This is a genomic window from Scardovia wiggsiae (genome assembly GCF_051045985.1).
Classification (GTDB): Bacteria; Actinomycetota; Actinomycetes; order Actinomycetales; family Bifidobacteriaceae; genus Scardovia; species Scardovia wiggsiae.
The window spans coordinates 37260-64209 of sequence record NZ_CP157350.1; the positions used below are offsets into that span (position 1 = coordinate 37260).

Sequence of the window (26950 nt, forward strand, 5' to 3'; positions counted from 1 at the left end):
ATTACGTTATCCATATCCGCGCAGCATGCGGCGGCTCTGCATGCTGACTACTCCGCGGCATGATCAGGAGAAATGATGTCGGGTACGCTCAACAGCACCAATGCTCCACAGGCTACTGAAGGGGAGATGCGTAAAGGGGATTGGGGCCAGGACGGCCCGGATCCATCGCTTGCCAGTGCGGAAGCCGTCGAAAAAGAGCTTAATACAGATATGCGGCAAGGGCTGAGCTCTGCAGAAGCAGCCCGGAGGCTTGAAAAGTTCGGGAAGAACGAGCTGGAAAGCGCGCCCAAAGACCCTGCATGGAAGAAGTTCCTGCAGCAGTTCCAAGATCCGCTGGTCTATCTGCTTCTTGCAGCAACGGTGATTTCTTTTATCGCATGGGCTGTTGAGAAGTCCACAAGCCCGCAGGCTGCTGAAAGCGCACCTTTTGACTGCATCGTTATAGTACTGATCCTTATTATCAACGCTATTCTGGGATACGTCCAGGAGGCCAGGGCGGAGCAGTCAGTGGAAGCGCTGGCAAAAATGACGGCCCCGCAGTCTGCAGTCCTGCGCGATGGGCGCGTCATAACTGTCAGTACGGCGGATATAGTGCCCGGCGATGTGCTTGTTTTAGGCGAAGGCGATACCGTATCTGCTGACGGGCGCCTGTTTGCTGCCGCAAGCCTGCGGGTCGCTGAAGCATCCCTTACCGGTGAATCCCTCCCCATAGCTAAAGACCCTGCGACCCTGGAAATGACGAAAGCCCTGGGAGACAGGGCTAACATGGTTTTCAACGGTACATCCGTTACACAGGGCACAGGCCGGGCTATAGTCACAAGTACAGGTATGCGCACCCAGGTCGGCAAGATTGCAGATATGCTGTCGAAAACAGAAGAAGATGCTACCCCTCTGCAGAAAGAAATGGATAAAGTAACCAAAATGCTCGGCATCGCGGTCATCGCCATTGCTGTTATTGTTGTGCTTGCCCTGTGGCTCACAGAAGGGTTCCATTCCGGCAAAGATATCATCGATTCCCTGCTGCTGGCAGTATCCCTTGCCGTAGCAGCCGTGCCGGAAGGCCTTGCCGCCATCATGACTGTTGTGCTTGCCCTGGGGGTGCAGCGGATGGCGAAACACCATGCGATCGTTAAAAAACTGAGCTCCGTAGAAACACTGGGCTCGGCATCGGTCATCTGTTCAGATAAGACCGGCACGTTGACGCGCAACGAAATGACTGTGCAGACAGTCGTCACCCCCAGCGGGGAAGTGGCCCTCACCGGATCCGGCTATACTCCCGTAGGGCATCTGGCTGCAGCAGACGGTTCCCAGATCGAAGAGGGGTCAGACCTCCATCATGAGATCATTACCGCACTGGCTGACGGGGCGCTGGCCAATAATGCAGACCTGCGCAGAGTTGGGAACATGGGGAACAGTACCCATGATGGGAAAGGCAGGGAGAGCGGGGATGAGTGGGAGATCATAGGGGATCCGACGGAAGCGGCGATGATCGTAGCGGCGCGGAAAGTGCGCGCGCTCGACCGGTTCCAGGGATACGAGCGCGTAGGAGAGATCCCCTTTACATCTGAGCGGAAAATGCAGACCGTGATTTTCAGGGACAAATCAAATAATAACGAGCTCTCCGCGCTCGCGAAAGGCGCTCCCGATGTGCTGCTCGCGCACTGCACCCAGATACTCGTTGGCAGTGCTGTGCGCAGGCTGACCGAAGGGGACCGCCAGGATATCCTGGCCGATGTGGAGCGCCTTTCTTTGCAGGCATACCGTACGCTCGGGCAGGCTTACAGGCCGCTGCACGTGCGCGCACTTGGCGATGTGGAGGGCGTGCGCACTGATGCATCAGGTAACGTGCCTGATATCTCGCTGCAGGCTGACACCATTGAACAGGGATATATCTGGACAGGCATGGTAGGCATTATTGACCCGCCGCGGACTGAAGTGGCAGGTTCTATTGCTGAGGCCCATCGTGCGGGTATCCGGACTATTATGATCACAGGCGACCACCCGCTGACAGCTACGCGGATCGCCACCGATCTTGGGGTCATCCCCAAAGAAGGGGCGCACGCCCTCACCGGCGGCCAGCTTGACGCCATGGATACAGCTGAGCTTGATAAGGCAGTCAATGAAGTTTCCGTGTATGCGCGGGTGTCTCCCGAGCATAAGCTCCGCATCGTCAAATCCCTTCAAAAGCAGGGTAATATCGCTGCAATGACAGGCGACGGGGTTAATGATGCCCCGGCAGTAAAAACAGCTGATATCGGTGTAGCAATGGGTATCACAGGGACCGAAGTCACCAAAGAATCAGCCAAAATGATCCTTGCCGACGATAATTTTGCTACTATCGTGGCTGCAGTGCGTGAAGGCCGCGTGATATTTGACAATATCCGTAAATTCCTGCGCTACCTGCTCAGCTCGAATGTCGGCGAAGTATTCACAGTTTTCTTCGGGGTCATTTTCGCAGGGTTCCTGGGGATCACGTCCGGGGATTCCTCCGGTGTCGTTGTGCCGCTTCTGGCAACACAGCTCCTGTGGATCAACCTCCTTACCGACGCGGCGCCCGCGCTTGCCATGGGCGTTGACGGGCAGACTGATGATGTTATGTCGCGCAGGCCGCGCAAAACAACCGAGCGTGTGATCGATGCGGCAATGTGGGGCAACATCGCTTTTATCGGCATAGTGATGGCTGCTGTAACACTTATCGGCATGGACCTGTACCTGCCTGGCGGGCTTTTTACTGATACTCCTGCGCTTGCTGCCGCAGCCGGGCATTCCCACGAGCAGCAGATGGTCATGGCACGCACGATGGGGTTCACGATCCTCGTTTTTGCCCAGCTGTTTAATGCCCTGGCTTCGCGGTCCGCCGTGAAATCTGCATTCAGCGGCATGTTCACCAACCGCTGGCTGTGGGGCGCTATTGCACTGTCGGTAGTGCTGCAGCTTGCGGTGATCTACATACCCGTGCTGAATACAGCTTTCGGGACAACGCCTCTCCACTGGCACCAGTGGTTTGAAGCAATAGCACTGGCAGCCTGCGTGCTGGCCGCCTCCGAGCTGTATAAACTTGCCGTCCGCGTTTTCAGCAAAAATTTCAGTAAAAAGGGGCAGGTGCTTTTATAAATTCCTGAGCCCGGGCGAGGTTCTGAAAGACCGGAATACATTCCATGCCCCGGTGTTATGAGAATATGAGAAACGCCGTATTCCGTATGCTCATAATTATTGCTAAGATAGCTCTCAGGAACCATTTCCAAGTTCATATAACGAGGCGACGGAGTCATCAGCAGGCATTTTGGCTGTTAGTTATATGGATTCAAAATGATTGGACAACAAAATATAAACAAAACCAAAATATAAACAAAACAATATGATTACATATTAATAAAAAAGGGGGGCCGTGGTCAGTATACGCGATGTTGCGCGTGTAGCAGGGGTGTCCCATCAAACCGTATCCAACGCCATCAATTCGCCTGATATGGTTTCAGACGGTACGCGCAAGCGCATCAAGGCAGCGATCAAACAGCTTGGATACCGTCCTAACGCTTCAGCCCGGAGGCTGAGGTCAGGGCAGTCGGACACAGTTGCACTTGGTATCTCCATTGGCGAAAACCGTGCACCATCACCGATTTTCGACGCATTCCTGCATCTCCTGGCAGAGCATGCGAATGACCTCAACAAGCAGATCGTCCTGTATGCGCGCAAAGATGAGCAGAGTGAGCTGGCGCATATTGCCAGCCTGCGTGAACAGTCCGATGTTGACGCCATTATTATTAACGAACTTGAAAAGTATGACGGCAGGCCGCAGTGGATGCTTGACCATCATCAGCCGTTTGTGCTGTTTGGGCGTCCATGGAATATCCCGGCGGAAACAGCAGAACATATACCCTGGGTAGATGTTGACGGATATGCAGGGATCAAGGCAGTAACGTCCCGCCTGATTTCCTCAGGGCATCGGCGTATAGGCTTCATCGGCTGGGATTCGGGTACCGGCACCGCGCAGGACAGGGAAAGCGGCTGGCGGGATGCTATGCTTGAAGCCAATCTTGCAGCCGATACGGAAGACCTTGATTCATGGTCTATCGGGACGCAGGAGTCAATCGATGCGGGTTCGCATGCTTCAATTGAGCTTTTCTCGCGCCACGATAATATAGATGCTGTGGTCTGCGCTTCAGACACACTGGCTGTTGGGGTGATCTGGACTATGAGCAGGTTCTCCGATAAGGAGCTGTCGCTTAATATAGATGGCGGTATCCCCTCCATCCCAAGCCTTCAGGCAGCTACTGTGACCGGTTTTGATGATTCTGCCCTTGCCCGTGCATTTTCTATACCGTCAGTACGGCAGCCTTTGGGTGAAGTATCGCAGCTGCTTATCCGGATGATCCTTGATATGGCTAACGGCCAGGCTGTCACCGCCGATGAAAAATGGCATAGGCTTCTTAAGCCTGAGGTAGTGTGGCGCACAGGCGTAAATTAGGTATTTTAATTTTTAGATTGCGGCGGATAAGACGGCGGGTATGATGCGGGGCCATTAGCCGGTTCGTTGTGCGCAGGGAAACGCTGGACCTGACGGGACTGCTCCGATTGCTGCGGCTGATGTTGAGGATACCTGTGTACCTCTACTTGGGCAGAGCTTCCCGGATGCGCAGAGGTCTGCGGCCGGGGGCGGTTCGCCATTTGTGCCTGTGTCTGTGCCTGCACCTGATGTTTTGGCTGCGGCGTATGTACGGCATGGGAAGCCTGCTGTGTTTGTGCGCCCACGGGCTGGCTGCGTTTATATGCACGCTGTTCAAGCCGTGCATACACAAGCCCGACTATCCCTACCCATGCAATACCAACAGCCCAGCCGGCGAGCACATCGGTAAACCAGTGGTGCGCCAGATACAGACGGCCGATGCCGATAAGCAGGGGCATGAGGGTACATAGGATAGTTATAACGGTTTTTTTAGCCATAGAAATAGCAGAATACAGGGCAATCACTGCAAGCGTCCCGTAGAAAACAGTTGAATTAAGCGAATGCCCGGAAGGGAAGGAGTAGGGGTCCTCTACCTGCCCAATGCGGTACTGGAGATCAGGCCGCCCACGGTGTACAAAAATCTTGACGGCCCATGTGAAAGCAGCAGAAGTTGCTACGGCCCCCGCAAGGACGTATGCCTGGGTGCGGTGTTTGGTAAACCACAAAGCCACAGCAGCCACAGCAACCAGGGCAATAGTGACCTTAATCGAACCCACAGCAGTAAAAGCCTGTGCGACTTTCACCAGGGCGTTGAACCGGAAAGCTACCATCGTTGCTAAAACAGTACTATCAATCCCCTGGGACGCATGTGTAAAAATAAGTATGGTGTCAATTACCGCAACCAGCCCTCCGGCTGCAAGAAAGAAAAGGGGGAGGGCCGTGCGCACAGGGTGCACCGATGAAGGGTATTTCGCCCGCGTTGCAGTGTAGTGGATTCGTTCTGTCATATTACCTAGTATTGCACGGGCGTGTTACTAGCTGCCGGCCTTCCCGTCCTGCCCGCTGACATCGGCACGGTAGAAATTCTCGTAAGAGCGCGACGGTGTTGGGCCGCGCTGCCCCTGGTAATGGGACCCATTCTTACCGCTGCCGTAAGGGAATTCAGCTTCTGATGACAGATCGAAGAAGCACATCTGCCCTATTTTCATCCCCGGCCACAGTTTGACCGGAAGATTGCTGACGTTGGACAGCTCCAAAGTGATATGCCCTTCAAAACCAGGGTCAACGAACCCGGCAGTCGAATGGGTGAGGATACCCAGGCGTCCTAGTGAGCTTTTCCCTTCCAGGCGTGCGGCAATCGTCGAATCAAGCTTTACGTATTCCCAGGTAGACCCCAGAATGAACTCCCCGGGATGCAGGATCCACGGTTCGTCAGCTGCGACTTCAAACTGCTGCGTAAGGTCGCCCTGGTTCTCCGCAGGGTCAACATAAGTATATTTATAGTTATTGAAAACCCTGAAAAACCGGTCTAAACGGACATCAACAGATGCAGGCTGGACCATGGTGCTGTCCCACGGGTCCAGGCTGATGCGCCCGCCGGCATAAGCCTTCCTGATATCGCGATCGCTCAGAAGCATAAACATCCTTCGTTTCTAAAGGTGGTACAAATACCCAGTGTATCTGGTGTACATCCTACATATCCAGTGTAACTGTGAAGTATGTCATTTCCATGGAGTATTTGGCATACTCGCTGCTATCGTAAAGGTATGGCAGGCTTTACGGATATTGGCATAGGGCGGGAATCAGGTGTTGTACAGGGGCATTTTGGGGACCCCGTAAGGGTCAGTGAAGCACTGTTTTCGCGGGGGCGCGGCATGAACAGCCCCCGGCGGCCGCTTTTTGTGCTTCTGCACGGGTGGGGTTCCAACGAGGAGGATATCGCCGGATTCTTCGGAAGCTACGTATCGCCCTTCAGCGACTATGTTTCACTCCGCGCCCCGCTGGCCCTGGCCGGCCCGCAGGATGCGGGTGCGGACGGAGGGCCTGGCGCATACACATGGTTCCATGATCCGGTCCCGCACGGGGATGACCTTGACCGTGACATATATCAGGCTGCACGCGCAGTAGACCGGTGGATAGAGGAGTCAGTCCCGCAGGAACGTGATATTGTCCTGTTCGGTTTTTCGCAGGGCGGCGCGCTGGCAGTCCATATGCTGCGGATGCGCCCTGAACGGTATAAAGGCGCTGTCTGCCTGTCAGGTTTCCTTGCCCCCGCTGTTGTCCCCGGGGTTGCCCCTGCAGATGCAAGGCTTGCGCAGATCGCTCCGCCTGTTTTCTATGGCTATGGGCTTCGGGACGATATGATTGCCCGGTTTGAATCTTCAGCACTTGCTGCTTTCCTCGAGGAGAAGACTTTTCTGAAGCTGTGCGAATACGCCCCTCTGGATCATGCTGTCAGCCTTGACGAATGCAACGATATACGCCAGTGGCTGATGGACCTGGGCGCATCAAGCGGTGTTATGTAATGGTTATGTAATTATGTAACGTCTGTACGGCATAGCTTATGGCGTGTTGGGCGCCATGTTTATTTTTTCACGTACAGATGGGTACAATAAGAACCATGAGTGTTGGCTTGGTGATTATTCTTTTCTGGGCGCTGGTTGTTATAGCGGCGTTCGGGTTTATCCTGTGGCGGGTCCAGGGTGATTCCAAGCGTACAGGCATGTTCAGCGGTATCAGTTCAGTCGAGCATGATGACGCTACCGCTGACGATGAGAAGGATACAAGGCCTCAGGCAAACCGTATGACAGGACACAGGCCTATGTCGTTTTCCCCGCAGCCGGATATCGGTGAACGCGCCCGGCAGGAGCGTGAAGAGGCTTCGACGGAATCTACGATGGAATCACCCGTGTATCTGGGGAAAGGCTCGACTGCTGTTGCAGTACGTGCAGTACAGCCCCGTGAAGGCGGCAGGGGGTATAATAGTCCTGATAGGAACACAGCGAATGCAGAAGGGCCGGCACTGGACAGTGCCGAACCGGAAGCGGGACCTGTGGAGGCTGCTGATACTAGTAAGGCAGAGAAGACATTGGACGATGATGCGGACAGTACGTTTGACCGTATCGTGCGGGCTGATGGTTAAAACAGGTTTAACGTAAGGAAGAGTTATGAATTCTTTGGCAGTGATTGGTATATGCGTTGCTGTGGCCGTAATAGCGGCTGCGGCAGCAGGGATCTTTATTTTTATCAGGTCCCGCAGGAAACATGATGAGGGCACCGGTACAGGCACTGCTGTAAGTACATCCCCATCAGGGCTTTCTGATACGCCCGGCGATGCCGGTACTGAAAGCGAGCCTGCTGCCGGTCCTGCACCTTCCGAAGCAGGGTTCCCGTCTGCCGTCGAGGACCATGCGACGGCAGAGACTTCTGTCGGGTCTTCTGCAGGCAGTGAAACTGGCGGCAAACGCGATGAGCCTGAATCCAAACAGTCCCGGCTGGTCCGCCTGCGTGCCAGGCTTGCTAAAACCAGCAACCCATTTGGCCGGGCACTGTTCACTATCCTGTCGCAGGATACGCTGACCAAATCAGACTGGGATGATGTTGAAGATACCCTGATCCTTGCTGATGTCGGTGCCGAGACCAGTGAACAGCTGGTCAATGAGCTCCGCACTGATGCCCGCGTCCAGGGGAAGAAAGACCCTGCGGCAGTCCATGAGATGCTCCGCACCAAGCTGCTGGAAATGGTCGATCCCGGCCTTGACCGTTCCCTCGCTGCTGAACGGGACAGCAACTCAGGCAGGACGTCTGCAATAATTATGGTCGGCGTCAATGGTTCCGGCAAGACGACTACAGCGGGAAAACTGGCTCGGCTGTTCGTGTCTGAAGGGAAATCCGTTGTCCTGGGAGCGGCTGATACCTTCCGTGCTGCAGCAGCAGACCAGTTGGAAACATGGGGGAGCCGTGTTGACGTTCCTGTTATCCGCAGCAGCCAGGAAGGCGGCGACCCTGCGTCAGTCGCTTTTGATGCAGCGCAAAAAGCACAGGAAACCGGTTCAGATGTGCTTATTATTGACACTGCAGGCCGCCTGCAGAATAAGGCCAACCTTATGGATGAGCTTGGGAAGATCCGAAGGGTAACAGAGCGGACTATGCCTGTAGATGAGGTCCTGCTCGTCCTTGATGCTACAACAGGCCAGAACGGTATGGAACAGGCGCGGGTGTTTGCCGAGGCGATAGGCATAACCGGTGTTGTGCTCTCCAAGCTTGACGGGTCCGCACGCGGCGGCATAGTGATCTCCGTCCAGAAAGCTTTAGGCGTTCCCGTTAAGCTTGTCGGGCTGGGTGAAGGGCCGGATGACCTTGCCCCATTCGATCCCGAAGGTTTTGTAGACGGTATCCTCGGCGATTGACCGCCTCAGCTCCGGCGGGCTCTGCAAATCCCGGTGCCCGCTCCGATCCCCGGATCACGGGGCCGTAGCTTTGATAATCCATTTGTCGCTGTATGCCCGCAGGCCGTTGGCAAGGCCGCGGAGCCCCATAAGGGCTATATTGAACACCAGCCATAAAACAGCGATTTTTATATCTGCAGAACTTGCATGCAGCAGGGATAAGGCGGTCCCGGCCGCCCATAATACGGCGATATATACTGCAGCGGCTGCAGAACATGCGGCGGCCAGATAAGCAAAATCTCCCGCCCCGATAAGTATCCCGTCAAGGGCCCACATCCAGCCCTGAAGCGGGAAGAAAACAGCTACAACAAGCATGGAAATGCTGATCAGATGCTGTATCTGCGGATCAGGGCTGAAAAGCCCCGGCCCCCATATCCCCAGAGCTGCAAAAACCAGCCCGGCAATAACGCCGAGCTCAGCTCCGCACCGCGCAATGAAACGTGTCAGATACCGCACCTGCCCGATATCCTTTGCCCCCAGGGCAGCGCCTACAAGCGCCTGGCCGGCAATCGCCACTGAATCCAGGGCATTCAGGGCAAAATTCCATGCAGAATTCACTGCCTGGTAGCTTGCAAAAACGTACGTGCCCATTGAAGCGGCAGCAGCCACAGTAGACACCATTGCAATGCGTAAAGCCAGTGTACGGATGAACAGCGGCAGCCCGTCAGAAGTATTTTGGGCAAGGCCTCCCTTTGACGGCAGAAGGCTGACATGATGGCGGCAGGCATGCCATGCGGCTGCCGCAGCGAGGGCCGCCCCCATGGCCCACTGGGCAATGCCTGTAGCGATACCTGACCCGAGTATTCCCATATGTGCGCCGTAGATCAGCATAAAATCTAAAACAGTGTTCAGCACGGCGCCCGCGATTGCTGCCCATAACGTGACCTGTACTTTCTGGAGGCCACGGAATATGCCGTTGGCCGCATAAACGAGAAGCATCCCCGGCGCGCCCAGTACGACCGCTTTCGTATACAGTACAGCCTGTCCAAGGGCAGCACCGCGCGCACCTATAGCCCAGCACAGGGGTTCCGCCCAGATAAACAGCCCAAAAGCTAAAACGATGCCGATCCCCAGTGCCAGCCACATCCCGTCTATCCCCGAGCGCAGGCCTTCCATGGTTTTCCCCGCACCGATAAGTTTAGATACATGGGAAGTCGTGGAGTAGGCGAGGAAATTGCACAGCCCCACCGCAGTAAGGATAATAGTGGACCCTGCAGAAAGCCCTGCAAGCGCACTGACTGATATATGCCCTACGATCGCCGTGTCAATGAGCACGAAAGCGGGTTCAGCAATAAGCTGCCCGAAAGTAGGTACGGCAAGGCTTATGAGCCTGTTCCGCGTATTTTTCGTATTAAATCCTGCATTAAATCCTGTGGCCATAACGGTACTATTCTACGCACAGGCAGGTTCCAGAGGGCTGGCTGCTGCCGCAGGCTGTACTGCACCGGCTGTCGTTACTGTCGTTATTGAGGGCAACAATGAGGGTATGGGCTTAAAAGACTCTATAACAGATTCGGTGAAAGAATACCGCGAAAAATACAGTAAAGAGAGTATCCGCGAAAGGAGCCTGCTTGATGCCCGGCGGCTGCACAGCCATTCTGTCCCTCTGGCTGTTGATGATGTGGTCTCAGACCTTGACAAGCCACTTGACCAGGCGAACCTGGCGGCGAAAGCCAGCGTTATTGTCCGGGCGGGTGCTCTGGAACTTGCCAGCGGCACGGGAAGCTACCGCGTCCGTGAGCTTATGGGCCGTATAGGGCAGGATCTTGATGTTGATGTGCGTTCCGATGTCAATATTGCTGATATCGAAGTTTCATGTTCAGACAGCAGCGAGAGGATAACAGAAGTTGTAGATCTGCCTACAGTAGGTGTCAACACCGAGCGGATATGGCTGATGGAGCATTTTACTGACTGGCTTTCGGTGAGCCTCGGGCGGAAGGGTACGTATCACAAGGCTGCGGATGCATCGCAGAATTTCATTGCGGGGCTTCCGAATGAAAAGAGCATGGCTGTTGCGCCGGATTCCGATATTATTGGTGGCAGCCGTAGCCAGGCTGCCAGCGGGGAAGCGGGTACTGCCTGTCCTGCCGGCATGCATGTGGGGGCTGGAAGTGTTACGGTGCGGAAAGTCCATGAAAGGCTGGATGCCATTGAATACCGCCATCGGCTGTACAAGCCGGCAATGCAGGTACTGGCCTCTGCGGTTTCCTGTGCATCATTCACATTCCTGCTGGGCGGTGGGATAGTCGATATGTTTGCTGCTTTTATCGGCGCCGGCTGCGGCCAGTTCGTCCGCAGCCTCCTCGGCAGACGGCATATGAACCAGTTTTTTGTTACCGCCCTGGCAGTTGTTGCAGCAGCATCCATCAGTATTGGGTCGCTGCGTTTGTTGGGGTTCGTATATCCGCCTGCGCTTGCGCATGATACAGCGTATATCGGTGCGATCCTGTTTGTTGTACCCGGGTTTCCGCTGATCACAGGAGGGCTTGATATTGCTAAGCTGGATATTTCTTCAGGGATCCAGCGCGGCGTATATTTCCTTGCCATCATTACTTCCGCGACTTTGGCTGCGTGGGCTGTTGCGGATATCGTCCATCTGACCCCCGGAGGGTTCGAGGTGTTATATATGGCTCCTTGGCTGACCGCAGTCCTGCGGTTTATCACCGCTTTCGGCGGCGTATGGGGGTTCTCGGTACTGTTCAACTCACCGCAGAAAATGGCGTGTATTGCTGCCCTGATCGGTGCAGCCGCAGACACATTCCGCCTGGAGATCATTGATCTGTGGCATATGCCTATTGAGGCTGCAGCTTTCCTGGGGGCGCTTATCGCCGGGCTGATGGCAAGCGGCTGGCGCATTGCTGTACGTCACGGGCTTATCCCCGCAGAATATGGTTTCCCGCGTATCACACTGACTGTGCCGTCTATTGTGATCATGGTGCCGGGGCTGTATATGTATGAGGCTGTCTACTATCTGGGGCAGTTCAACTCTGCCGCGGCCCTGGACTGGACTTTCCGTGCCCTGCTTGTGGTGGTATGCCTTCCGATAGGCCTGGCTGCCGCACGCATCCTCACAGACCGCAGCTGGCGCTATGACGTATAAAAAGGCGCATCAGGTGCTAAGCCTGCATTCTCCCGTATCGGGATTACCGTTGTGCTACAGCATGGGAATAGTGCCAGATATTGTCAATTAGTATCAGAATTATTTTTCTGAGCCAGGCTTCAGCTTGCCCGGGAAAGGCATTTTGGGGAATGGCTTATGCACGGCAGGTTTTTTCGGCGGCTGTGATCCGGCTTTTTTAGCCGCTTCTGCGGCCCATGCTGCATACTCATCAAGATCATCAGAAGTGTTTTCGGGTGAAGTTCTGTCAGGCGCCGTGCCGCTGTCTGCCATGTTAGGCCTGGTGCTGGCGCCGCCGGCTCCGGTCTCCTGTGCGTCATGGTTAGGCTCTGCATCACTGATACCGTCATCAGCTGTACCGGCAGCGTCAGATTCGCGGGAAGACAGCTCCCTTTCAAGCTCGTTATAATCCGTATCGGTGGTCATATATTTGAGTTTCCGAGCCATCTTTGTTTGTTTTGCCTTCTGACGTCCGCGGCCCATAAAAACTCCTTTGCCGATTACGGCTATCTCACACAGTGTTTGATCATCAACAAGTAGGATACCACGAATTATGATTGTCTGCCGAAATTTTTATGATTAAAGCAAGATTTTAACTATTTTTTTACGTTTTTCGGGGTGTTGCGCTCCCCCGCGAAGGAGTTGACTCATGGCGAACACAGGCAGCATATCACAGGATACCGGCCGTCGGCTGACTGCAGCGGGGAATGAGATCAGTGCAAGTTATGAAGAAGCAAAGAGGCGTTCAGATAAAACGCTTCAGAAGCTGCATGAAGATCCCGGGAAGTTTACTATGCTTACCGGGGACAGGCCGACCGGCCGTCTGCATCTGGGGCATTATTTCGGGACGGTCCTTGAGCGCGTGAAAATGCAGGACCTTGGTGTGCATACCAATATTATTATTGCTGATTACCAGGTGATCACTGACAGGGATACGACAGAGCATATTGAAGATAACGTGCTCAATATAATCATGGATTATCTTGCGGCAGGCATAGACCCTGAAAAAACAATGATTTTCACGCATTCTTCAGTACCGGCAGAAAATGAGCTGATGCTTCCTTTCCTGTCGCTGGTGACTGAAGCTGAGCTGCACCGCAACCCTACGGTGAAATCTGAGATGGAAGCATCCGGGCATGCTCTGACTGGGCTGCTGCTGACATATCCTGTGCACCAGGCGTGCGATATTTTATTCTGCAAAGGGAATATAGTCCCAGTGGGCAAGGACCAGCTGCCCCACATTGAGCTGACCAGGACTATCGCCCGGCGGTTCAACGAACGGTATGCCAAAGGTGATCCGGTATTCCCCGAGCCGGAGGCAGTCCTGTCTGATATCTCGGAGATCCCCGGGCTTGACGGGCGCAAGATGAGCAAATCGTACGGGAATGCTATTTCACTTGGGGCTACTGCTGAAGAAACGGCAAAGCTTATAAAGAAGCGCCCCACAGATTCTGAGCGGCGCATCACATTCGACCCTGCCGGCAGGCCGCAGGTATCAGCGCTCCTGACAACAGCAGGGCTTGTTACGGGAAGGGACCCCCGCACTATTGCCGAAGAGATCGGTGACTCAGGTGCAGGCGCGCTGAAAAATTACCTTACTGAATCTGTCAACAGTTTCCTCGCCCCGCACCGCGAACGCCGTGCTGAGCTCGCACAGGATATGGATTATGTGCGGGATGTCCTGCGTGAGGGGAATAAGCGCGCTAATGCCATAGCTGAAGAAACGCTCCAGCAGGTGCGCGAAGCCATGGGGATGGTATATTATCGCGGGTAAGCCGCCAGGCGGTAGGCCTCCGGAGGCGGCCGGCATTGCCGGCTTGTGCAGATCGTGGGGCCGTTTATGGAACCGCTTATGAGGCCACGGGAACTATAGGACTATGGAATGGGGCGATGGCATGCCGAAAAAACATCGGGACAGGTCCTGGCCGCCGGCGCCGGAACCTTTGGGAACCCCTGTAACTGATAACCATACACATCTGGCTGCAGTGGCGGAATTTGCCGAAGAGATGAGCCGCCAGGCTGCGGAGCGCGGCCAGGAACCGGTTCCGGTCTACACGCCTGACATTATGCTGGACCAGGCCGCTGCTGTGGGCGTGCACAGGGTGATAGACGTCGGATGCGAATTGCCGTATCTGCGCACGGCAGTTGACCTGGCGCGCGCGCATCCCGGGACAGTGTTCAGCGCCGTTGCGATCCATCCGAATGAAACGGTTTTGCACGGGCATCGCGGAGCGGTTGGCCCCGACGGGCTGGAGCTGGATTACAAGCCATGGCATGATGTGCCCTTCGATGAGGCGCTTGGCGAAGTTGAACGCATTGCCCGTGAAAACCCGAAGATTGTAGTGGCTATTGGCGAGACGGGGCTCGACTACTTCAGGACGGGGGAGGCTGCCCGCCGTTTCCAGCGCGAAGCGTTCAGCGCCCATATGGCGCTTGCCAGGGAGCTCAGCCTCCCCATGCAGATACACGACCGCGATGCCCATGGCGATGTTATTGACCTGCTCCTGCGCAACGGCGCCCCCGAACGGACCGTATTCCATTCTTACTCAGCCGGGCCTGATGTCGCGCGCGCCGCCAACGAACATGGCTGGTATCTGAGTTTCTCAGGAACGGTGTCGTACAAAGGCAACGACAGTATACGCGAGGCCCTGCGCATCATTGACAGGCATCATATCCTTGTAGAAACAGACGCCCCCTACCTGCCTCCTGTGCCGTACCGCGGCCGGACAAATTCCCCGTATATGATCCCGTATACCCTGCGTTCCATGGCAGATACTCTGGGCATGGATGCCGCGGCCCTTGCCCGGATGGTTGAAGCCAATACCCGTGAAGTTTACGGTATATGAACCGTCAAATCCTCCCCAGACTTCTTGGAAACAGTGGGTTTTTCGCATTCCGACCGGTAAAATGTGAGTATACCGTGATAAAGTAGCCATCTGCGGGTATCAGCTCACATGAGATGATATACCCCGAAGGTCCATGCGCAGCATGGCAGTATGCGTGACAATATAGGCATGGCATGGGTGATTCGCGGGAGGCATGCACACGGACGTGTGTACGCAGACCGCGCGGCGAAAGCCAGGAGGATTTCACATGGCGCAGCAGGATAGTAAGCGCGTTAGCCGTATGGCAGCTGAGAACGGGAATGGCGGAGGCAGCAGTACTGATGGCCATAAGCAGGCGTCCGGCCAAAGGCGGGATGCCGGAGAAGGCCGCAGGGCTGACCAGAACAGCAGTACCGGCCATAATGCCAGCCCCCAGGGCAGCAGCGAGGGCCATAGCGGCGGCACCGGCCTGGACCGGGATGCCGGACAGGGTATCGGCCGGAAGGATGGCAGTACTGGGCAGGAGGACCCTGCCGGCACCGGACCGGACCCCAGGTCGGGGATCCATAACGGGCAGGGCAACGACAAAGGCCTCCAGCACCTTGTGCATGACACGGATCTGGCAAAGGCAGTAAATGCTGCCCCGCGCAGCAGTACTCCCCAAAAGAAGATCTCCCCAGCTTCAAAAGAGGCGAAACCTGCAGAAGTTGCTGCTGTCCTGGACGAGACAGGGTCTATAATCCCTGAGGAAGAGATCATCAGCGGTTCCGAGGTCTCCGAGGAGGCGATCTCGCAGGAGGAGCGCGAAGAGACGGAGCGCGCCAAAGAAGAAGCCCGCAAGTCTGCCCGCATGAAAACCGTCAAAGCGCGCACGCCGCTGGGCCGCTGGTGGAACAGGGTGCAGGCGTCGCCCGACAAGATCTCTCTCGGTATGTGCATCGTTACCATGGGCGTTGTGTACGGCGATATCGGCACATCACCGCTGTACCTTTCCCAGTCATTCGTAGCAGGGCAGGGCGGCATCAGGTATGTTGACCGCACATCCGTCCTGGGTATGCTTTCCCTGCTTTTCTGGTCCATCACGCTTATCACTACAGTAAAATATGTGCTGATCGCCATGCGGATCGACAATAAAGGCGAAGGGGGCATTTTCGCCCTGTACTCCATGGTCAAGCGTTTTGCAAAATGGCTGTGGATCCCTGCAATGGTAGGCGGTGCGGCTTTCCTTGCCGATTCCGTGCTTACCCCTGCGGTATCCATATCTTCCGCAGTCGAAGGCCTGAAAACGCTTCCTGCAATACAGGGGGTTTTCAGCCGGAACGGCAATCTTACAGTGATCATCACTGTGGTCATCATCGTGATACTTTTTGCAGTGCAATCCCGCGGCACAGAACGGATAGGCCGCGTCTTCGGCATCGTCGTGGCGGCCTGGTTCACCTTCATGGCAGTTGTAGGCGTTATTTCCATAGGCCACGACTGGTCGGTCTTCGAGGCGCTCAACCCGTGGTACGGGCTTGAATATCTGCTTAACCTCAACGGTGCCAACCGTGCAGGGATCGCCATCATGGGGACTGTCTTCCTGGCGACAACCGGTGCAGAAGCCCTTTACTCCGATATGGGGCATGTCGGCCGCGGCAATGTATACGCTACATGGCCGTTCATTTTCATCTGCCTTGTATTCAACTATTTCGGGCAGGGCGCATGGATGATCCGCAACCAGAATAACAGGTCTTTGTGGAACGTGGAGAACCTGAACCCTTTCTTCCAGACGATCAGCCCCAATCTGCGGTATGTGGCCGTGATCCTTTCCGTGGCTGCCGGCGTCATTGCTTCACAGGCACTGATAACAGGCGCGTTCACTATGGTTTCCGAAGCTACCGGCCTGAACTGGATGCCGCATCTTCAGGTGCGCTATCCTGCACGTACACGGGGGCAGCTTTATATCCCCCTGGTCAACTTTGTCCTGTGCGCGGCCACTCTGATCGTACTCCTCCTGTTCAGGGATTCCGAACGTATCACCAATGCGTACGGCCTTGCGCTCACCATAACGATGATCGCTACGGTCGTCCTGCTTATGGCGCATATGTGGTTTGTCCAGCGCAGGCGCCTGTTTGCAGTCATTTTCGGTATAGTATTCCTGGCGATCCAGACGCTCTTCTTTATTTCGTCGCTGTCGAAGTTCTTTACCGGCGGCTGGTTTACCACTATTATCACGCTGCTGATCTTCTTTATCATGTACACGTGGGATACAGGCACCAAAGTGGAGCGGTCCCAGCGGCGCCATATGGCCCCTGAAGATTTCCTCCCCGCGCTCAACATCCTCCACCAGGATAAATCTGTCCCGCTGTATGCAGACAACCTGGTTTATCTGACATCTGACAGTGAGCTGCGCAGGCTTGATACAGATATTTTCTTCTCGATCTTCGCGGACCATCCTAAACGTGCGCACGCATGGTGGGCAGTCTCCGTGCTGGTAACTGATGATCCGTATACACGCGAGTATTCCGTAGAGAATTTCGGCACCGATTTCCTGTTCAGGGTTCGTGTGAGGATCGGTTTCAAGGTCAATCAGAATATATCTACATACTTGCATCAGATCATGCATGAGCTGATCGATTCGGGTACCCTGCCGCCTCAGGAAACGATCTATCCGAAGATAGACAATGACCCGCAGCTGGGGACGATCAATTATGTGCTTATCCATAAAGCGCTTATGCCTGAATCAAAGATCGATACCCGCGGCGCATTCTCGCTGCGTGTGAAGTATGCGATCCGCCGTGTAGCAGGGTCGCCTGTGAAATGGTTCGGGCTGTCTGCCTTCAACCCGAAGGTGGAAGTGCAGCCGCTGTTCGTCAGGGTGCAGCCGATCCCTCCGCTGAAATATGTACCTTTGCGTAAAACGAAACGGCCTATCACCCTTGAGGCTACCCTTACCCGCAAGGCTGAGCAGCATAAGGCGGATACGGGTGAAATCGACCCTGTTGATATCCATACACTGAAGACAGTCTCTTCAGACCTGCGCGAAGAGGCAGATGACGCTGTTGCCAGGAAGAAATTTCTCTGAGCCGAAATCACCGGGAACCGGCCCCTGCCTCCGCAGCCTGCATTAGAATTGTAGATATACTGCAATCCAGGCAGGCAACATACAGGAGGTTTCAATGACGGATACAACAGAAGCAGGTAACGGTACGGCCGGATTGGCTTCCACGGCTCCCCAGGGGGCTCAGGCAAACATCGGTGTTATAGGTTTGGGTGTTATGGGCGCAAGCCTCGCCCGGAACCTGGCCCATCATGGCAATACGGTCGCGGTGTATAACAGGCATGCCGGCAGGACCGAAGAGTTCATGAAGAACTATGGCAGTGAAGGTGCATTCATCCCTTCGGACAGTCTGCAGGGCCTGGCAGATTCACTTGAAAAACCGCGCAAAGTGATCCTGATGATCACGGCAGGCCGTGCCACGGATGCTGTTATTGAAGAGCTTCTGGGCGTTTTTGAACCTGAAGATATCATTATTGACGGCGGCAATTCGTATTTTGAAGATACTATCCGCCGTGAAAAAGATGTCCGTGCCCGCGGCCTGCATTTCGTCGGCTGCGGTATTTCCGGCGGTGAAGAGGGCGCTTTGAACGGGCCTTCGATGATGCCGGGGGGCACGGACTGGTCGTGGAATTACCTGAAGCCGATATTCGAGTCTATCGCTGCCCAGGCTGAAGGCGAACCATGCGTGACCCATATTGGTGAAGATGGGGCCGGCCATTTTGTCAAGATGGTGCATAACGGCATTGAATATGCGGATATGCAGCTGATCGGCGAAAGCTATGACCTGCTCCGCCGCGGCCTTGGCCTCTCCCCTCAGGAGATCGGTGATATTTTTGACGAGTGGGATAAAGGTGAGCTTGATTCCTATCTTGTGGAGATCACATCGGAAGTCCTGCATCACACGGATGCGGATACGGGCAGGCCTTTTGTTGACATTGTGCTTGATGAAGCAGGTATGAAGGGGACGGGGACCTGGACAGTCCAGACAGCGCTGAGCCTCGCCATACCGGTTACGGGCATTGCTGAGGCCGTATTCGCCCGGGGGCTTTCCGGGCAGAAGGAACAGCGCGAGGAAAGCCGAAGGACGCCGCTTGCAGGGCCTGACGGGCATATCGCGCTTGGGGACGAAGGGAAGGATGCGTTTATCGAAGCCGTCCGTAAAGCGCTGTATGCCTCTAAGATCGTGGCGTATGCCCAGGGATTCGACGAGATCAGCGCCGGCGCCAGGCAGTATGGATGGGATATTGACCTTGGGGCTGTAGCCCGCATCTGGCGCGGGGGCTGCATTATCCGCGCAAAGTTCCTCAACCGCATTTCAGACGCTTACGGTTCAGGCCGCGCATTCACCTCCCTCCTTTTTGACGAGTATTTCAAGGATGCAGTGGAAAACGCCCAGGATGCCTGGCGCCAGGTAGTGGCTGCGGCCGCGCAGGCGGGTATCCCTGTCCCTGCTTTCTCAAGCTCACTCGCATACTATGACGGGCTGCGCTCCGGCCGCCTGCCCGCGGCGCTTATCCAGGGGCAGCGTGACTTTTTCGGCGCGCACACATACAAGCGGGTAGACAGGCCCGGCACTTTCCATACATTGTGGGCTCAGGAGGGACGTCGAGAGATACAGGAAAACTAGTATCTGTGAAACTTATTAAAGGTACCCGCCCTGCATTGTGGGTAAATACTGCTGTTGCGTGGGGCGGTGTGATCCTCACCAATACGATTACGCTTCTCGGCAAAGCTGACAATAAGAAAACGGGCGAAGGCCTTTTCGGAGGATTGCCGGAAGGCACACCCGGCATGGCTTTACGCGGTATGCAGCAGCTCACCTATTTCACCATGTGGTCGAATATTATGGTTGCTGCCGTAACGCTCATGCTTGCATTGAACCCGCAGAAACGTACCCCATGGCGCAAGGCGCTCCATATGTGCGCGCTCATGATGATATTGGTAACCGCTGTTGTGTATGCGGTTGCTATCGCGCCTACGAACCCTCTCCGCGGCTGGTCCCTGGTCACGAACCCGTGGCAGCATATTGTCACTCCGGCGCTGACCTGGGCTGTCTGGCTCATCTGGGGGCCGCGCGATATGTCAGGCCCGGGTATCATCCCGAGATGTGTAGTTATCCCGCTCATCTGGGTCGGCTGGATGTTCCTGCACGGCCTGGTTTTCCATGCTTATCCGTATGCTTTCGTCAATGTGGTCAGGATCGGCTACCTTGTTGCAGCCCGGAACATCCTCATTATTATTGTGATCGCGATTGCCGTATGCTGGGTGATCAAAGGGATAGACCGCCTGCTGACAGCGGTAACGGGCCGGGGCAGGAAACGGGCAGCCGCATAGCAGCATAAGGCAGACAAAAGGTTTGCCGCAAAATGGAACAGGCCTTGTCTGATATAACCTAATACAATACCCAGTACGATAAAGGCCAGGCAGGCGTAATATGCAGGCGCCAGGCAGCAAAGATAAGTAAGGATACTCTGAAAATATGGATACCATGGCAGGGCAGGATATGGATCAGTTGCCGCTTATTGCTGTAACAGGGGTAACAGGGAATATCGGCGGTGCCGCAGCTGCAGCACTTTCTGCCGAAGGGTACCCGCTCAGGCTTCTGGCGCGTGATAGCTCCCTGGGCCGGGTTCCGCGGCTTAAAGGTGCGCAGGCAGCCCCGTTCATATTCGGGTATGATCCTCAGACAGTAGAAGCCCTGCGGGGTGTGGGGACTGTGTTTATGGTCTCCGCGCATGAAGGCCCCAGCAGGGTGCAGGAACATAAGGGATTCGTTGACGCTGCACAGGAGGCGGGTGTCAGGCATCTTGTCTACCTGTCTTTCGACGGTGCTTCCGAAGACGCTGACTTCACCTTAGGCCGCGACCACTATGCAACTGAAGAATATATCAAAAAATCAGGATTGCCGTATACATTCCTGCGCGATAATTTCTATATCGAGGCTTTTATAGAGTGGGGGAAGTCCGGCATTATTGCAGGCCCTGCCGGTAATGGGCGTGTGTCCGCGGTATCTCAGAGGGATGTAGCTGCAGCAGTCACAGCGGTACTGAGGAATCCCGTCCTGCACAGCAATACGACCTATACCCTTACCGGCCCCCAGCCTCTGACGCTTGGTGAGATCGCCGGGATACTGTCCAGAGAGACCGGCACAGCAGTCACTTATAAAAATGAGACCCTTGAAGAAGCGTACGCCAGCCGCAGGGCACAGTACGATGTGCCGGACTGGGAGCTTGACGCCTGGGTGTCAACTTATACTGCGATCGGCAGCGGGCGGCTTGCAGGGGTGACCCATGACGTGGAACTGATCACAGGCGCGCTTCCGCTGTCTTTTGAAGATGTACTGCGGATCTCCGGTCAAGGAACCAGATAGTCCTTTCCGCACCCTGTGCGAATGAGCTCGGCACGTCGCCGTTATTTGCCTCACGGAGAGCCCTTCCGACGGCTTCCGCTTTGTGCTGGCCGGTAGCGACCACCCATACGCAGGAAGCTGTCTGGATGAACTGCGCGGTCAGGGTCAGCCGGAGCGGCGGCATTTTAGGGGAATCAGTAACAGGGAGTACAAGCGTGCCGCTGTCCGTATTGTATATCTGAGGGCGATCAGGGAAAAGCGAAGCAAAATGGCCATCCGGGCCTACCCCGAACAGTGCGATATCCAAATGCCCCTTATCCCCAAGCTGTGAGCCGAGCTCATCCTGGTAATGTGAAGCAGCTGCCCTCATGGCTTTCAGATTGGCATCAGGATCATTACGGCACTGTTCGATCAGCCCTTTTGGCCGCGTATCGGCAGGCATCTCGTGGATATTCCCTTCCGGCAGGCCGTGGTGTGTCGTGAGGCTGTCCAGCCAGGCTGTGCGCGCCTGCAGCGCATTGCGGTCGGGGTCATCTGCGGGGATGAAACGTTCATCGCCCCACCAGAAATGGACTTTAGAAAAATCGATCGCCTTAATAATGTGGGACAGCGGATCCGCATCGGATTTCCAGACCCCGGACATGACGCTGTGCGCTGCAGACAGGACGGCGATACCGTCACCCCCGCCGGTCAGGGCAATATCAACACGGCCCTGTGACATGCACAGCTGTGCAGTGCGTTCGAAAAGCGCAGCAGTTACAGCAGCAACGGTTTCCTCCCGGCTGGAATACGCATAAGCAGCTTTAGACCCAAATTCCCATGTACTGACACTCATATACCCAGTTTAGACGACGCTTTGCATAATGTATAATCTGCGTTCTGGGGACGTGTTGCCTACTCGTGCGGTACGAGATCCCAGCCATCTCTGATGACGGCCGCGTAAATGGCATCAGGGTCAAGCCTGCGCATCTCCTCATTGATGCTGTCAGTAAGTGTGCGGTGGGGGACCGATATTTTCTGCGGATTCCTGCCTGGCTCCTGTACCTGGAGCTCGTCAATGCCCGTCCGCTGGATGCTGGCAACCCCGTTCTCACGTGTGATCTCAACGCTGGTCACACTGACAGCATCATCCTGGCGGTCAACGGTAACGGGGACTTTCAGCGACCATGCAAGCCATGCGGCAAGGAGCTCTAGCGGCAGGTAATGCCTGGCGCCGCGGACGGTTACAGACTGTATAGCTGTATGCGGCGGCTGGTCGATCAGCGCTGCAAGCTGCCCGCGCCAGATAGTCAGGCGTGTCCATGACAGGTCAGTGTCATTCTTCGTCCAGTGCGCGCGCAGGTTTTCAAAAGTCCTTTCAGGATCTTCTGTCTGCTGGGCATCGGTAATGCGCTTGCGTGCCATCCTGCCGATCTGGTCTTCGGACGGGTTCCCGGGCACTTCTTCCGGCCACCATGCGAGTACCGGGGCATCAGGCACAAGCAGAGGGATAACAAGGGTATCGAGATGCCGCAGGAGACCGCCGGTCGGGAACAGGACAATTATCTCGCCCGCGCCCGCATCGGCACCGAAGCGGATCTCAGCATTGAGCGGGGTGTCGGGGTCGCTGCCCTTCCCGCTGCATGTTGCTATGGCGATAATGCGGCATGGATGTTCGCGGCTCGCTACGTTTGCTGCAGCAAGTGCGTCTTCCAGATCATCTTCTGAAGTATGGATAAGCATAGTGAAGACGCGGCCTTCCGTCGATTCTCCGCGTTCTTCGTGAAGGTCTTTGATCTTTGCAGTGATCTGTGCTGTAGTGCAGTTATTAAGTCTGGCTTTCATTTATGCTCCTGTATGTTTATTGCTCCTGTATATGTCCCTGCGGTTCTCCAGTCCCTACACCCTGCAGCCCCGGATCCTATCCTCAAGACCCTGTATCAGCTGCGGCCCCTGCGCTCCGCATTCTGCGGCACCTGTGGGACAGGGGTTTGCGGTGAGGGATGGGTGAGATCCCTTCCGGGTTTACGGGATCCTCCAGCTGTGCCCATCGTTAGCCAGCATGGTATCTGCCTGCGCCGGACCCCATGTTCCTGCACGGTATGGCTCCGGCTGGCCCTGGGCCGACCAGAACTCTTCTATCGGGTCAAGGATCTTCCATGACAGGTCGATCTCCCGGGATGTGGGGAACAGTGGCGGATCTCCAAGCAGGACATCCAGGATCAGGCGTTCATAGGCTTCGGGGGAAGCTTCAGTGAACGAGTTGCCGTAGGTGAAATCCATATTCACGTCGCGCACTTCCATGGCAGTGCCCGGTACCTTGGAACCGAACCGCAGGGTAATGCCTTCGTCGGGCTGCACCCGTATGACGATAGCGTTCTCGCCAAGTTCCTGCGTTGACGTGGAATCGAACGGCAGATGCGGGGCGCGCTTAAAGTTTACGGCGATCTCAGTGACGCGCTTGCCCAGCCGTTTGCCTGTGCGCAGGTAGAACGGCACTCCCGCCCAGCGGCGGGTATCAATATCAAGCCTTACGGCTGCATAAGTCTCTGTAGTGGAATCCTGGCTGATGCCGGCCTCCTCCAGGTATCCGACAACTTTCTCAGAGCCCTGCCAGCCTGCTGAATACTGCCCTCTCGCAGTATGTGCCGCAAGATCTTCCGGCAGCCGTACAGAGGAAAGGACTTTGAGTTTCTCTATCGCCAGGTCTTTCGCGTTGAAACTGGCAGGCTCCTCCATGGCAGTGAGCGCCATCAGCTGGAGAAGATGGTTCTGGATAACATCCCTGGCAGCGCCTATCCCGTCGTAATATCCTGCGCGGCCTCCGATGCCGATATCTTCAGCCATAGTGATCTCAACGTGGCTGACATAATTCGAATTCCATACCGGCTCAAACATCATATTGGCGAAACGCAGCGCTAGAAGGTTCTGCACAGTTTCCTTACCGAGATAATGGTCAATACGGAATACCGAGTTTGGATCGAACACTTCCGACACAACGCGGTCGAGTTCCCGCGAACTCGCCAGATCGCGCCCGAAAGGCTTTTCAATAATAACGCGCCTCCATGCGTCGCCGGCAGACTTGGCAAGCCCTGAATCGGCAAGCTGCTTCGCTACGACGGGGAAATCCCTCGGCGGGATGGACATATAGAAAGCATGGTTGCCTTCGGTGCCCCTTATTCGGTCCAGCTCTGCGACTGTGCTGCTCAGCCGTGCGAATGCATCAGCATCGTCAAAAGTGCCCTGGACGAAACGCAGCCCTTCGCTCAGATGCTTCCAGGTGGAATCATTGAAGGGGGTACGGCAGTGTTCCCGGACATTTTCTTTAACGAATCCCGCGAAATCGTCATGCGACCAGTCGCGCCGTCCAAAACCGACCAGCCCGAACCCTGCCGGCAGGAGGCCGCGGTTAGCAAGGTCGTATACGGCCGGGAGAAGTTTCTTTTTCGACAGATCGCCGGTAACACCGAACAGTACAAGGGAACAAGGCCCTGCAATACGGGGTAGCCTTAAATCGCGCGGATCACGGAGCGGGTTCTTCCACTGTGAGGCGTGCGCAGAATCTGCTGAGTTTATTGAACCTGTTGAACCTGTAGTCATATCTGCTATTCTAACGGCCGCTGTAGCCGCAGCATCCTGATATCGGGAAATTTCGCGCACTGCAAGAATTTAACCTTGCCGGCAGAACAGGCAGTTCAAATCCTATTGAGGCTGAAAGCCGCCGGGAATTTGCTCAGTAGATATGGATGGGCGTCCCTGTGGGGAGCTGGTCATAGAGCCATTTGCTGTCTGCTATGCTCAGGCGGATGCAGCCGTGCGATGCCGGGCTGCCCAGCTTTTCGGCTTCGCTGGCAATGTATTCGCCGTTGATGTCAGTAGGGACGGAGTGGAAAAGGATATTGTCATGGATGCAGATCCAGTTCTGTGCGCCCATCCGCTCCGCAGTATTGTAGAACGATGCCCCGCGAGGGTTGGGCGCATATCCGCCCGCTACGAAATTGCCGGTTGGCGTAGTGTTGTCCATCCCTGTGCTGGCAATCATCGTGTAAATAGTCTGGCCGTTTGATTTAACATATACGCGCTGTTTTTTGAGGTCTACGTCAATTGAGAGTTCACTGTAACCAGCAAGGTCCGGCTGCGCCCCGCCGGTCGGGCCATGCCAGTCGACTTTCCTGCCCGGCGCCTTTGGCTTCGCCGTCTTTGCAGCAGATCCGGATGATCGGGCAGGCTTCGCGGACCGTGCTGATTGGGCTGTATTCTTGGGTGTGGCTGACGAGCTTAGTGTTGTTATACCTGCATCATTGGGGGTGCGCCCCTGCTGCGAAGACTGGAACAGGTGGATAATGCCTATTGCCGACCCGAGGATAATGCACGCTGCCGCTATCACGCCGACAACGAGCGCCGCAAAATCATGCTTGTGCGCGCGCCAGTCGGCGGCCCTGATATGCGGCTTTCCAATCATGCATCTATTTTAGCCAATCCGCCTGAGGTAAATACCATGCGGCATTTTGCCGGCAGCCTCCGGGCTGGCTCTGAATAGGGCGGGACTTGTGAAGCTGCAGCAGCGTAGCATATAGGCTATCGCTAAGCTTGATGAACACTTTAAAGATGAACACTTTAAAACATTATGTATCCAGTATAAAGGGTAACGATTTTTTGAACTATGCTGCCCGTCCAGTCCCTGCTCGGAACTGCTTATGGACGGCACGCATACAGGCAGCAAATGCTGCCGGTTCTCCGCGCGTTTTATGATAGGGATATGGATTTGGGTTTTGGGCCGGTGAAAACCGGCAGGGACAGCAGGCATAATACAGCCAGCGTGCCAGACATGGCCGGTAAGGCAGGCGCGGCTGGCGGGGCCGGTGCAACCGGTGGAGCAGGTCCCCTTTGGCCTGGTGCGCGGGGCGGCACATGGAATACGCGGATACTCGACGATATACTTCCGCAGCTTGAGATATCAGAGGAAGCCCTGGGCTGGGCTCTCAGCCTCCACAGGGATCAGGCGCCGGGCGACAGGGCATTCGACCTTATCGCTTCGCATTGTGCAATCGTTGCGCTCCTTACCCAGCGCATCTGCAAAAGTATCGCGGGGGGAAGCGCCGCAGGCTACAGTACTGCAGGCAGGAATACTGCGGGGCATGGTGCCCATGGGCAAGATACTGCGGGCCGAAGTGCTGGGGACCATGGGGCAGCAACGGACGGCAGCCGCCCTGTTGACCTTCCCCTGGCCGTGCTGGGCGCGCTTATCCACGACATCGGTACGTATCAGGTCATCAATGACCCGGGATCGTACGGGGGTAGGGAGGCTGGTCCCGCCCATCCCGTGACTTTCCGCAGGGACTATATCCGGCACGGGATACTGGGATATGCATATCTGCGTGATTCCGGCGCCGATGAAGCAGTGGCGCAGTTTGCCCGCAACCATACAGGCCTTGGGCTGACCAGGGATATGGTCGAACGGCAGCATCTGGACCTCCCGGCCGCTGATTATGCGCCGCTTACCCGTGAGCAGGAGATCGTCATGTATGCAGATAAATTCAACAGCAAATCAGATCCCATCGTATTTGTATCCGTTGAGGGGTATTCCCGCCGCTGTGCACGTTTCGGGGAAGATAATGTGCGGCGCTGGCATGAGCTTGTTGACAGATATGGTGCCCCTGATATCCGGAGCATGGCAGAAAACTACGGTTTAGAAGTCGAATAGGGCAGAGGGCCCGCTGCCGGCTGGCCGGACAGGCAGTCAGCCT

Annotated in this window: 21 protein-coding genes; 13 read left to right on the forward strand and 8 right to left on the reverse strand. The window is 55.7% G+C overall.

The genetic code is table 11. The features are described 5' to 3' along the window. Window positions 1-126 precede the first annotated feature (126 nt). Window positions 127-3114 carry a cation-translocating P-type ATPase gene (locus ABKA16_RS00155; RefSeq protein WP_381000170.1) on the forward strand — a complete coding sequence of 996 codons (2988 nt, stop codon included), beginning with the start codon at window positions 127-129 and terminating at the stop codon, window positions 3112-3114. A gap of 274 nt (window positions 3115-3388) precedes the next feature. Then, entirely contained in the window at window positions 3389-4465 is a 1077-nt protein-coding gene (locus ABKA16_RS00160) for a LacI family DNA-binding transcriptional regulator (RefSeq protein ID WP_380999835.1), read from the forward strand. A 5-nt stretch (window positions 4466-4470) separates the two neighbouring features. On the opposite strand, the gene ABKA16_RS00165 is transcribed toward ABKA16_RS00160, so the two are convergent. Next, a complete protein-coding gene (locus ABKA16_RS00165; RefSeq protein WP_380999833.1) occupies window positions 4471-5451 on the reverse strand; it encodes a phosphatase PAP2 family protein in 981 nt (326 codons plus the stop codon). Window positions 5452-5478: 27 nt separating this feature from the next. Continuing rightward, on the reverse strand, window positions 5479-6081 hold the full coding sequence (gene dcd / locus ABKA16_RS00170; RefSeq protein WP_380999832.1) for a dCTP deaminase: 603 nt from the start codon (window positions 6079-6081) through the stop codon (window positions 5479-5481). 129 nt (window positions 6082-6210) lie between these two features. Between dcd and ABKA16_RS00175 the strand changes: the two genes are divergently transcribed. The 3 genes from ABKA16_RS00175 to ftsY all read left to right on the forward strand — a co-directional run bounded on the left by ABKA16_RS00175 (window position 6211) and on the right by ftsY (window position 8853). Beyond that, the gene (locus ABKA16_RS00175; RefSeq protein WP_380999831.1) at window positions 6211-6969 is read left to right on the forward strand and encodes an alpha/beta hydrolase; all 759 of its coding nucleotides are present in this window, start codon (window positions 6211-6213) and stop codon (window positions 6967-6969) included. A gap of 95 nt (window positions 6970-7064) precedes the next feature. After that, window positions 7065-7586, forward strand: coding sequence for an adherens junction-associated protein 1 (locus ABKA16_RS00180; protein ID WP_380999829.1), 522 nt, complete (start codon window positions 7065-7067; stop codon window positions 7584-7586). 25 nt (window positions 7587-7611) lie between these two features. Continuing rightward, entirely contained in the window at window positions 7612-8853 is a 1242-nt protein-coding gene (gene ftsY, locus ABKA16_RS00185; protein WP_380999828.1) for a signal recognition particle-docking protein FtsY, read from the forward strand. A gap of 54 nt (window positions 8854-8907) precedes the next feature. Here ftsY and ABKA16_RS00190 read toward each other — a convergent pair whose 3' ends face one another. Beyond that, window positions 8908-10272: an MATE family efflux transporter gene (locus ABKA16_RS00190; protein ID WP_380999827.1), complete on the reverse strand. Its 1365-nt coding sequence runs from the start codon at window positions 10270-10272 to the stop codon at window positions 8908-8910. Between the two features lie 106 nt (window positions 10273-10378). Between ABKA16_RS00190 and ABKA16_RS00195 the strand changes: the two genes are divergently transcribed. Beyond that, window positions 10379-11992, forward strand: a complete 1614-nt coding sequence (locus tag ABKA16_RS00195; RefSeq protein ID WP_381000168.1) for a threonine/serine ThrE exporter family protein — start codon at window positions 10379-10381, stop codon at window positions 11990-11992. A 99-nt stretch (window positions 11993-12091) separates the two neighbouring features. Here ABKA16_RS00195 and ABKA16_RS00200 read toward each other — a convergent pair whose 3' ends face one another. Continuing rightward, window positions 12092-12493 carry a DUF3073 domain-containing protein gene (locus tag ABKA16_RS00200; RefSeq protein WP_380999826.1) on the reverse strand — a complete coding sequence of 134 codons (402 nt, stop codon included), beginning with the start codon at window positions 12491-12493 and terminating at the stop codon, window positions 12092-12094. 166 nt (window positions 12494-12659) lie between these two features. Between ABKA16_RS00200 and trpS the strand changes: the two genes are divergently transcribed. The 6 genes from trpS to ABKA16_RS00230 all read left to right on the forward strand — a co-directional run bounded on the left by trpS (window position 12660) and on the right by ABKA16_RS00230 (window position 21245). Continuing rightward, the gene (trpS, locus tag ABKA16_RS00205) at window positions 12660-13784 is read left to right on the forward strand and encodes a tryptophan--tRNA ligase (RefSeq protein ID WP_380999824.1); all 1125 of its coding nucleotides are present in this window, start codon (window positions 12660-12662) and stop codon (window positions 13782-13784) included. A 121-nt stretch (window positions 13785-13905) separates the two neighbouring features. Then, a complete protein-coding gene (locus tag ABKA16_RS00210; RefSeq protein WP_381000166.1) occupies window positions 13906-14856 on the forward strand; it encodes a TatD family hydrolase in 951 nt (316 codons plus the stop codon). 247 nt (window positions 14857-15103) lie between these two features. Further along, entirely contained in the window at window positions 15104-17899 is a 2796-nt protein-coding gene (locus tag ABKA16_RS00215; protein WP_380999823.1) for a KUP/HAK/KT family potassium transporter, read from the forward strand. 94 nt (window positions 17900-17993) lie between these two features. After that, window positions 17994-19502, forward strand: a complete 1509-nt coding sequence (gndA, locus tag ABKA16_RS00220; protein ID WP_380999821.1) for an NADP-dependent phosphogluconate dehydrogenase — start codon at window positions 17994-17996, stop codon at window positions 19500-19502. A 5-nt stretch (window positions 19503-19507) separates the two neighbouring features. Then, the gene (locus ABKA16_RS00225) at window positions 19508-20209 is read left to right on the forward strand and encodes a Pr6Pr family membrane protein (protein WP_380999819.1); all 702 of its coding nucleotides are present in this window, start codon (window positions 19508-19510) and stop codon (window positions 20207-20209) included. A gap of 145 nt (window positions 20210-20354) precedes the next feature. Beyond that, on the forward strand, window positions 20355-21245 hold the full coding sequence (locus ABKA16_RS00230) for an SDR family oxidoreductase (protein ID WP_421671995.1): 891 nt from the start codon (window positions 20355-20357) through the stop codon (window positions 21243-21245). Here the strand turns inward: ABKA16_RS00230 and pgl are convergent. The 4 genes from pgl to ABKA16_RS00250 form a co-directional block, all read right to left on the reverse strand. Then, complete coding sequence (gene pgl / locus ABKA16_RS00235) at window positions 21181-22059, reverse strand: 6-phosphogluconolactonase (RefSeq protein ID WP_380999816.1); 879 nt, start codon at window positions 22057-22059, stop codon at window positions 21181-21183. The genes ABKA16_RS00230 and pgl overlap by 65 nt on opposite strands. Window positions 22060-22118: 59 nt before the next feature. Continuing rightward, window positions 22119-23048 carry a glucose-6-phosphate dehydrogenase assembly protein OpcA gene (locus ABKA16_RS00240; protein ID WP_380999815.1) on the reverse strand — a complete coding sequence of 310 codons (930 nt, stop codon included), beginning with the start codon at window positions 23046-23048 and terminating at the stop codon, window positions 22119-22121. A 180-nt stretch (window positions 23049-23228) separates the two neighbouring features. Next, window positions 23229-24803, reverse strand: coding sequence for a glucose-6-phosphate dehydrogenase (gene zwf / locus ABKA16_RS00245; RefSeq protein WP_380999813.1), 1575 nt, complete (start codon window positions 24801-24803; stop codon window positions 23229-23231). Between the two features lie 133 nt (window positions 24804-24936). Next, window positions 24937-25665, reverse strand: a complete 729-nt coding sequence (locus ABKA16_RS00250) for a L,D-transpeptidase (RefSeq protein WP_380999811.1) — start codon at window positions 25663-25665, stop codon at window positions 24937-24939. 297 nt (window positions 25666-25962) lie between these two features. On the opposite strand from ABKA16_RS00250, the gene ABKA16_RS00255 reads away from it, so the two are divergent. Then, a complete protein-coding gene (locus ABKA16_RS00255; RefSeq protein WP_380999809.1) occupies window positions 25963-26907 on the forward strand; it encodes an HD domain-containing protein in 945 nt (314 codons plus the stop codon). Window positions 26908-26950 lie beyond the last annotated feature (43 nt).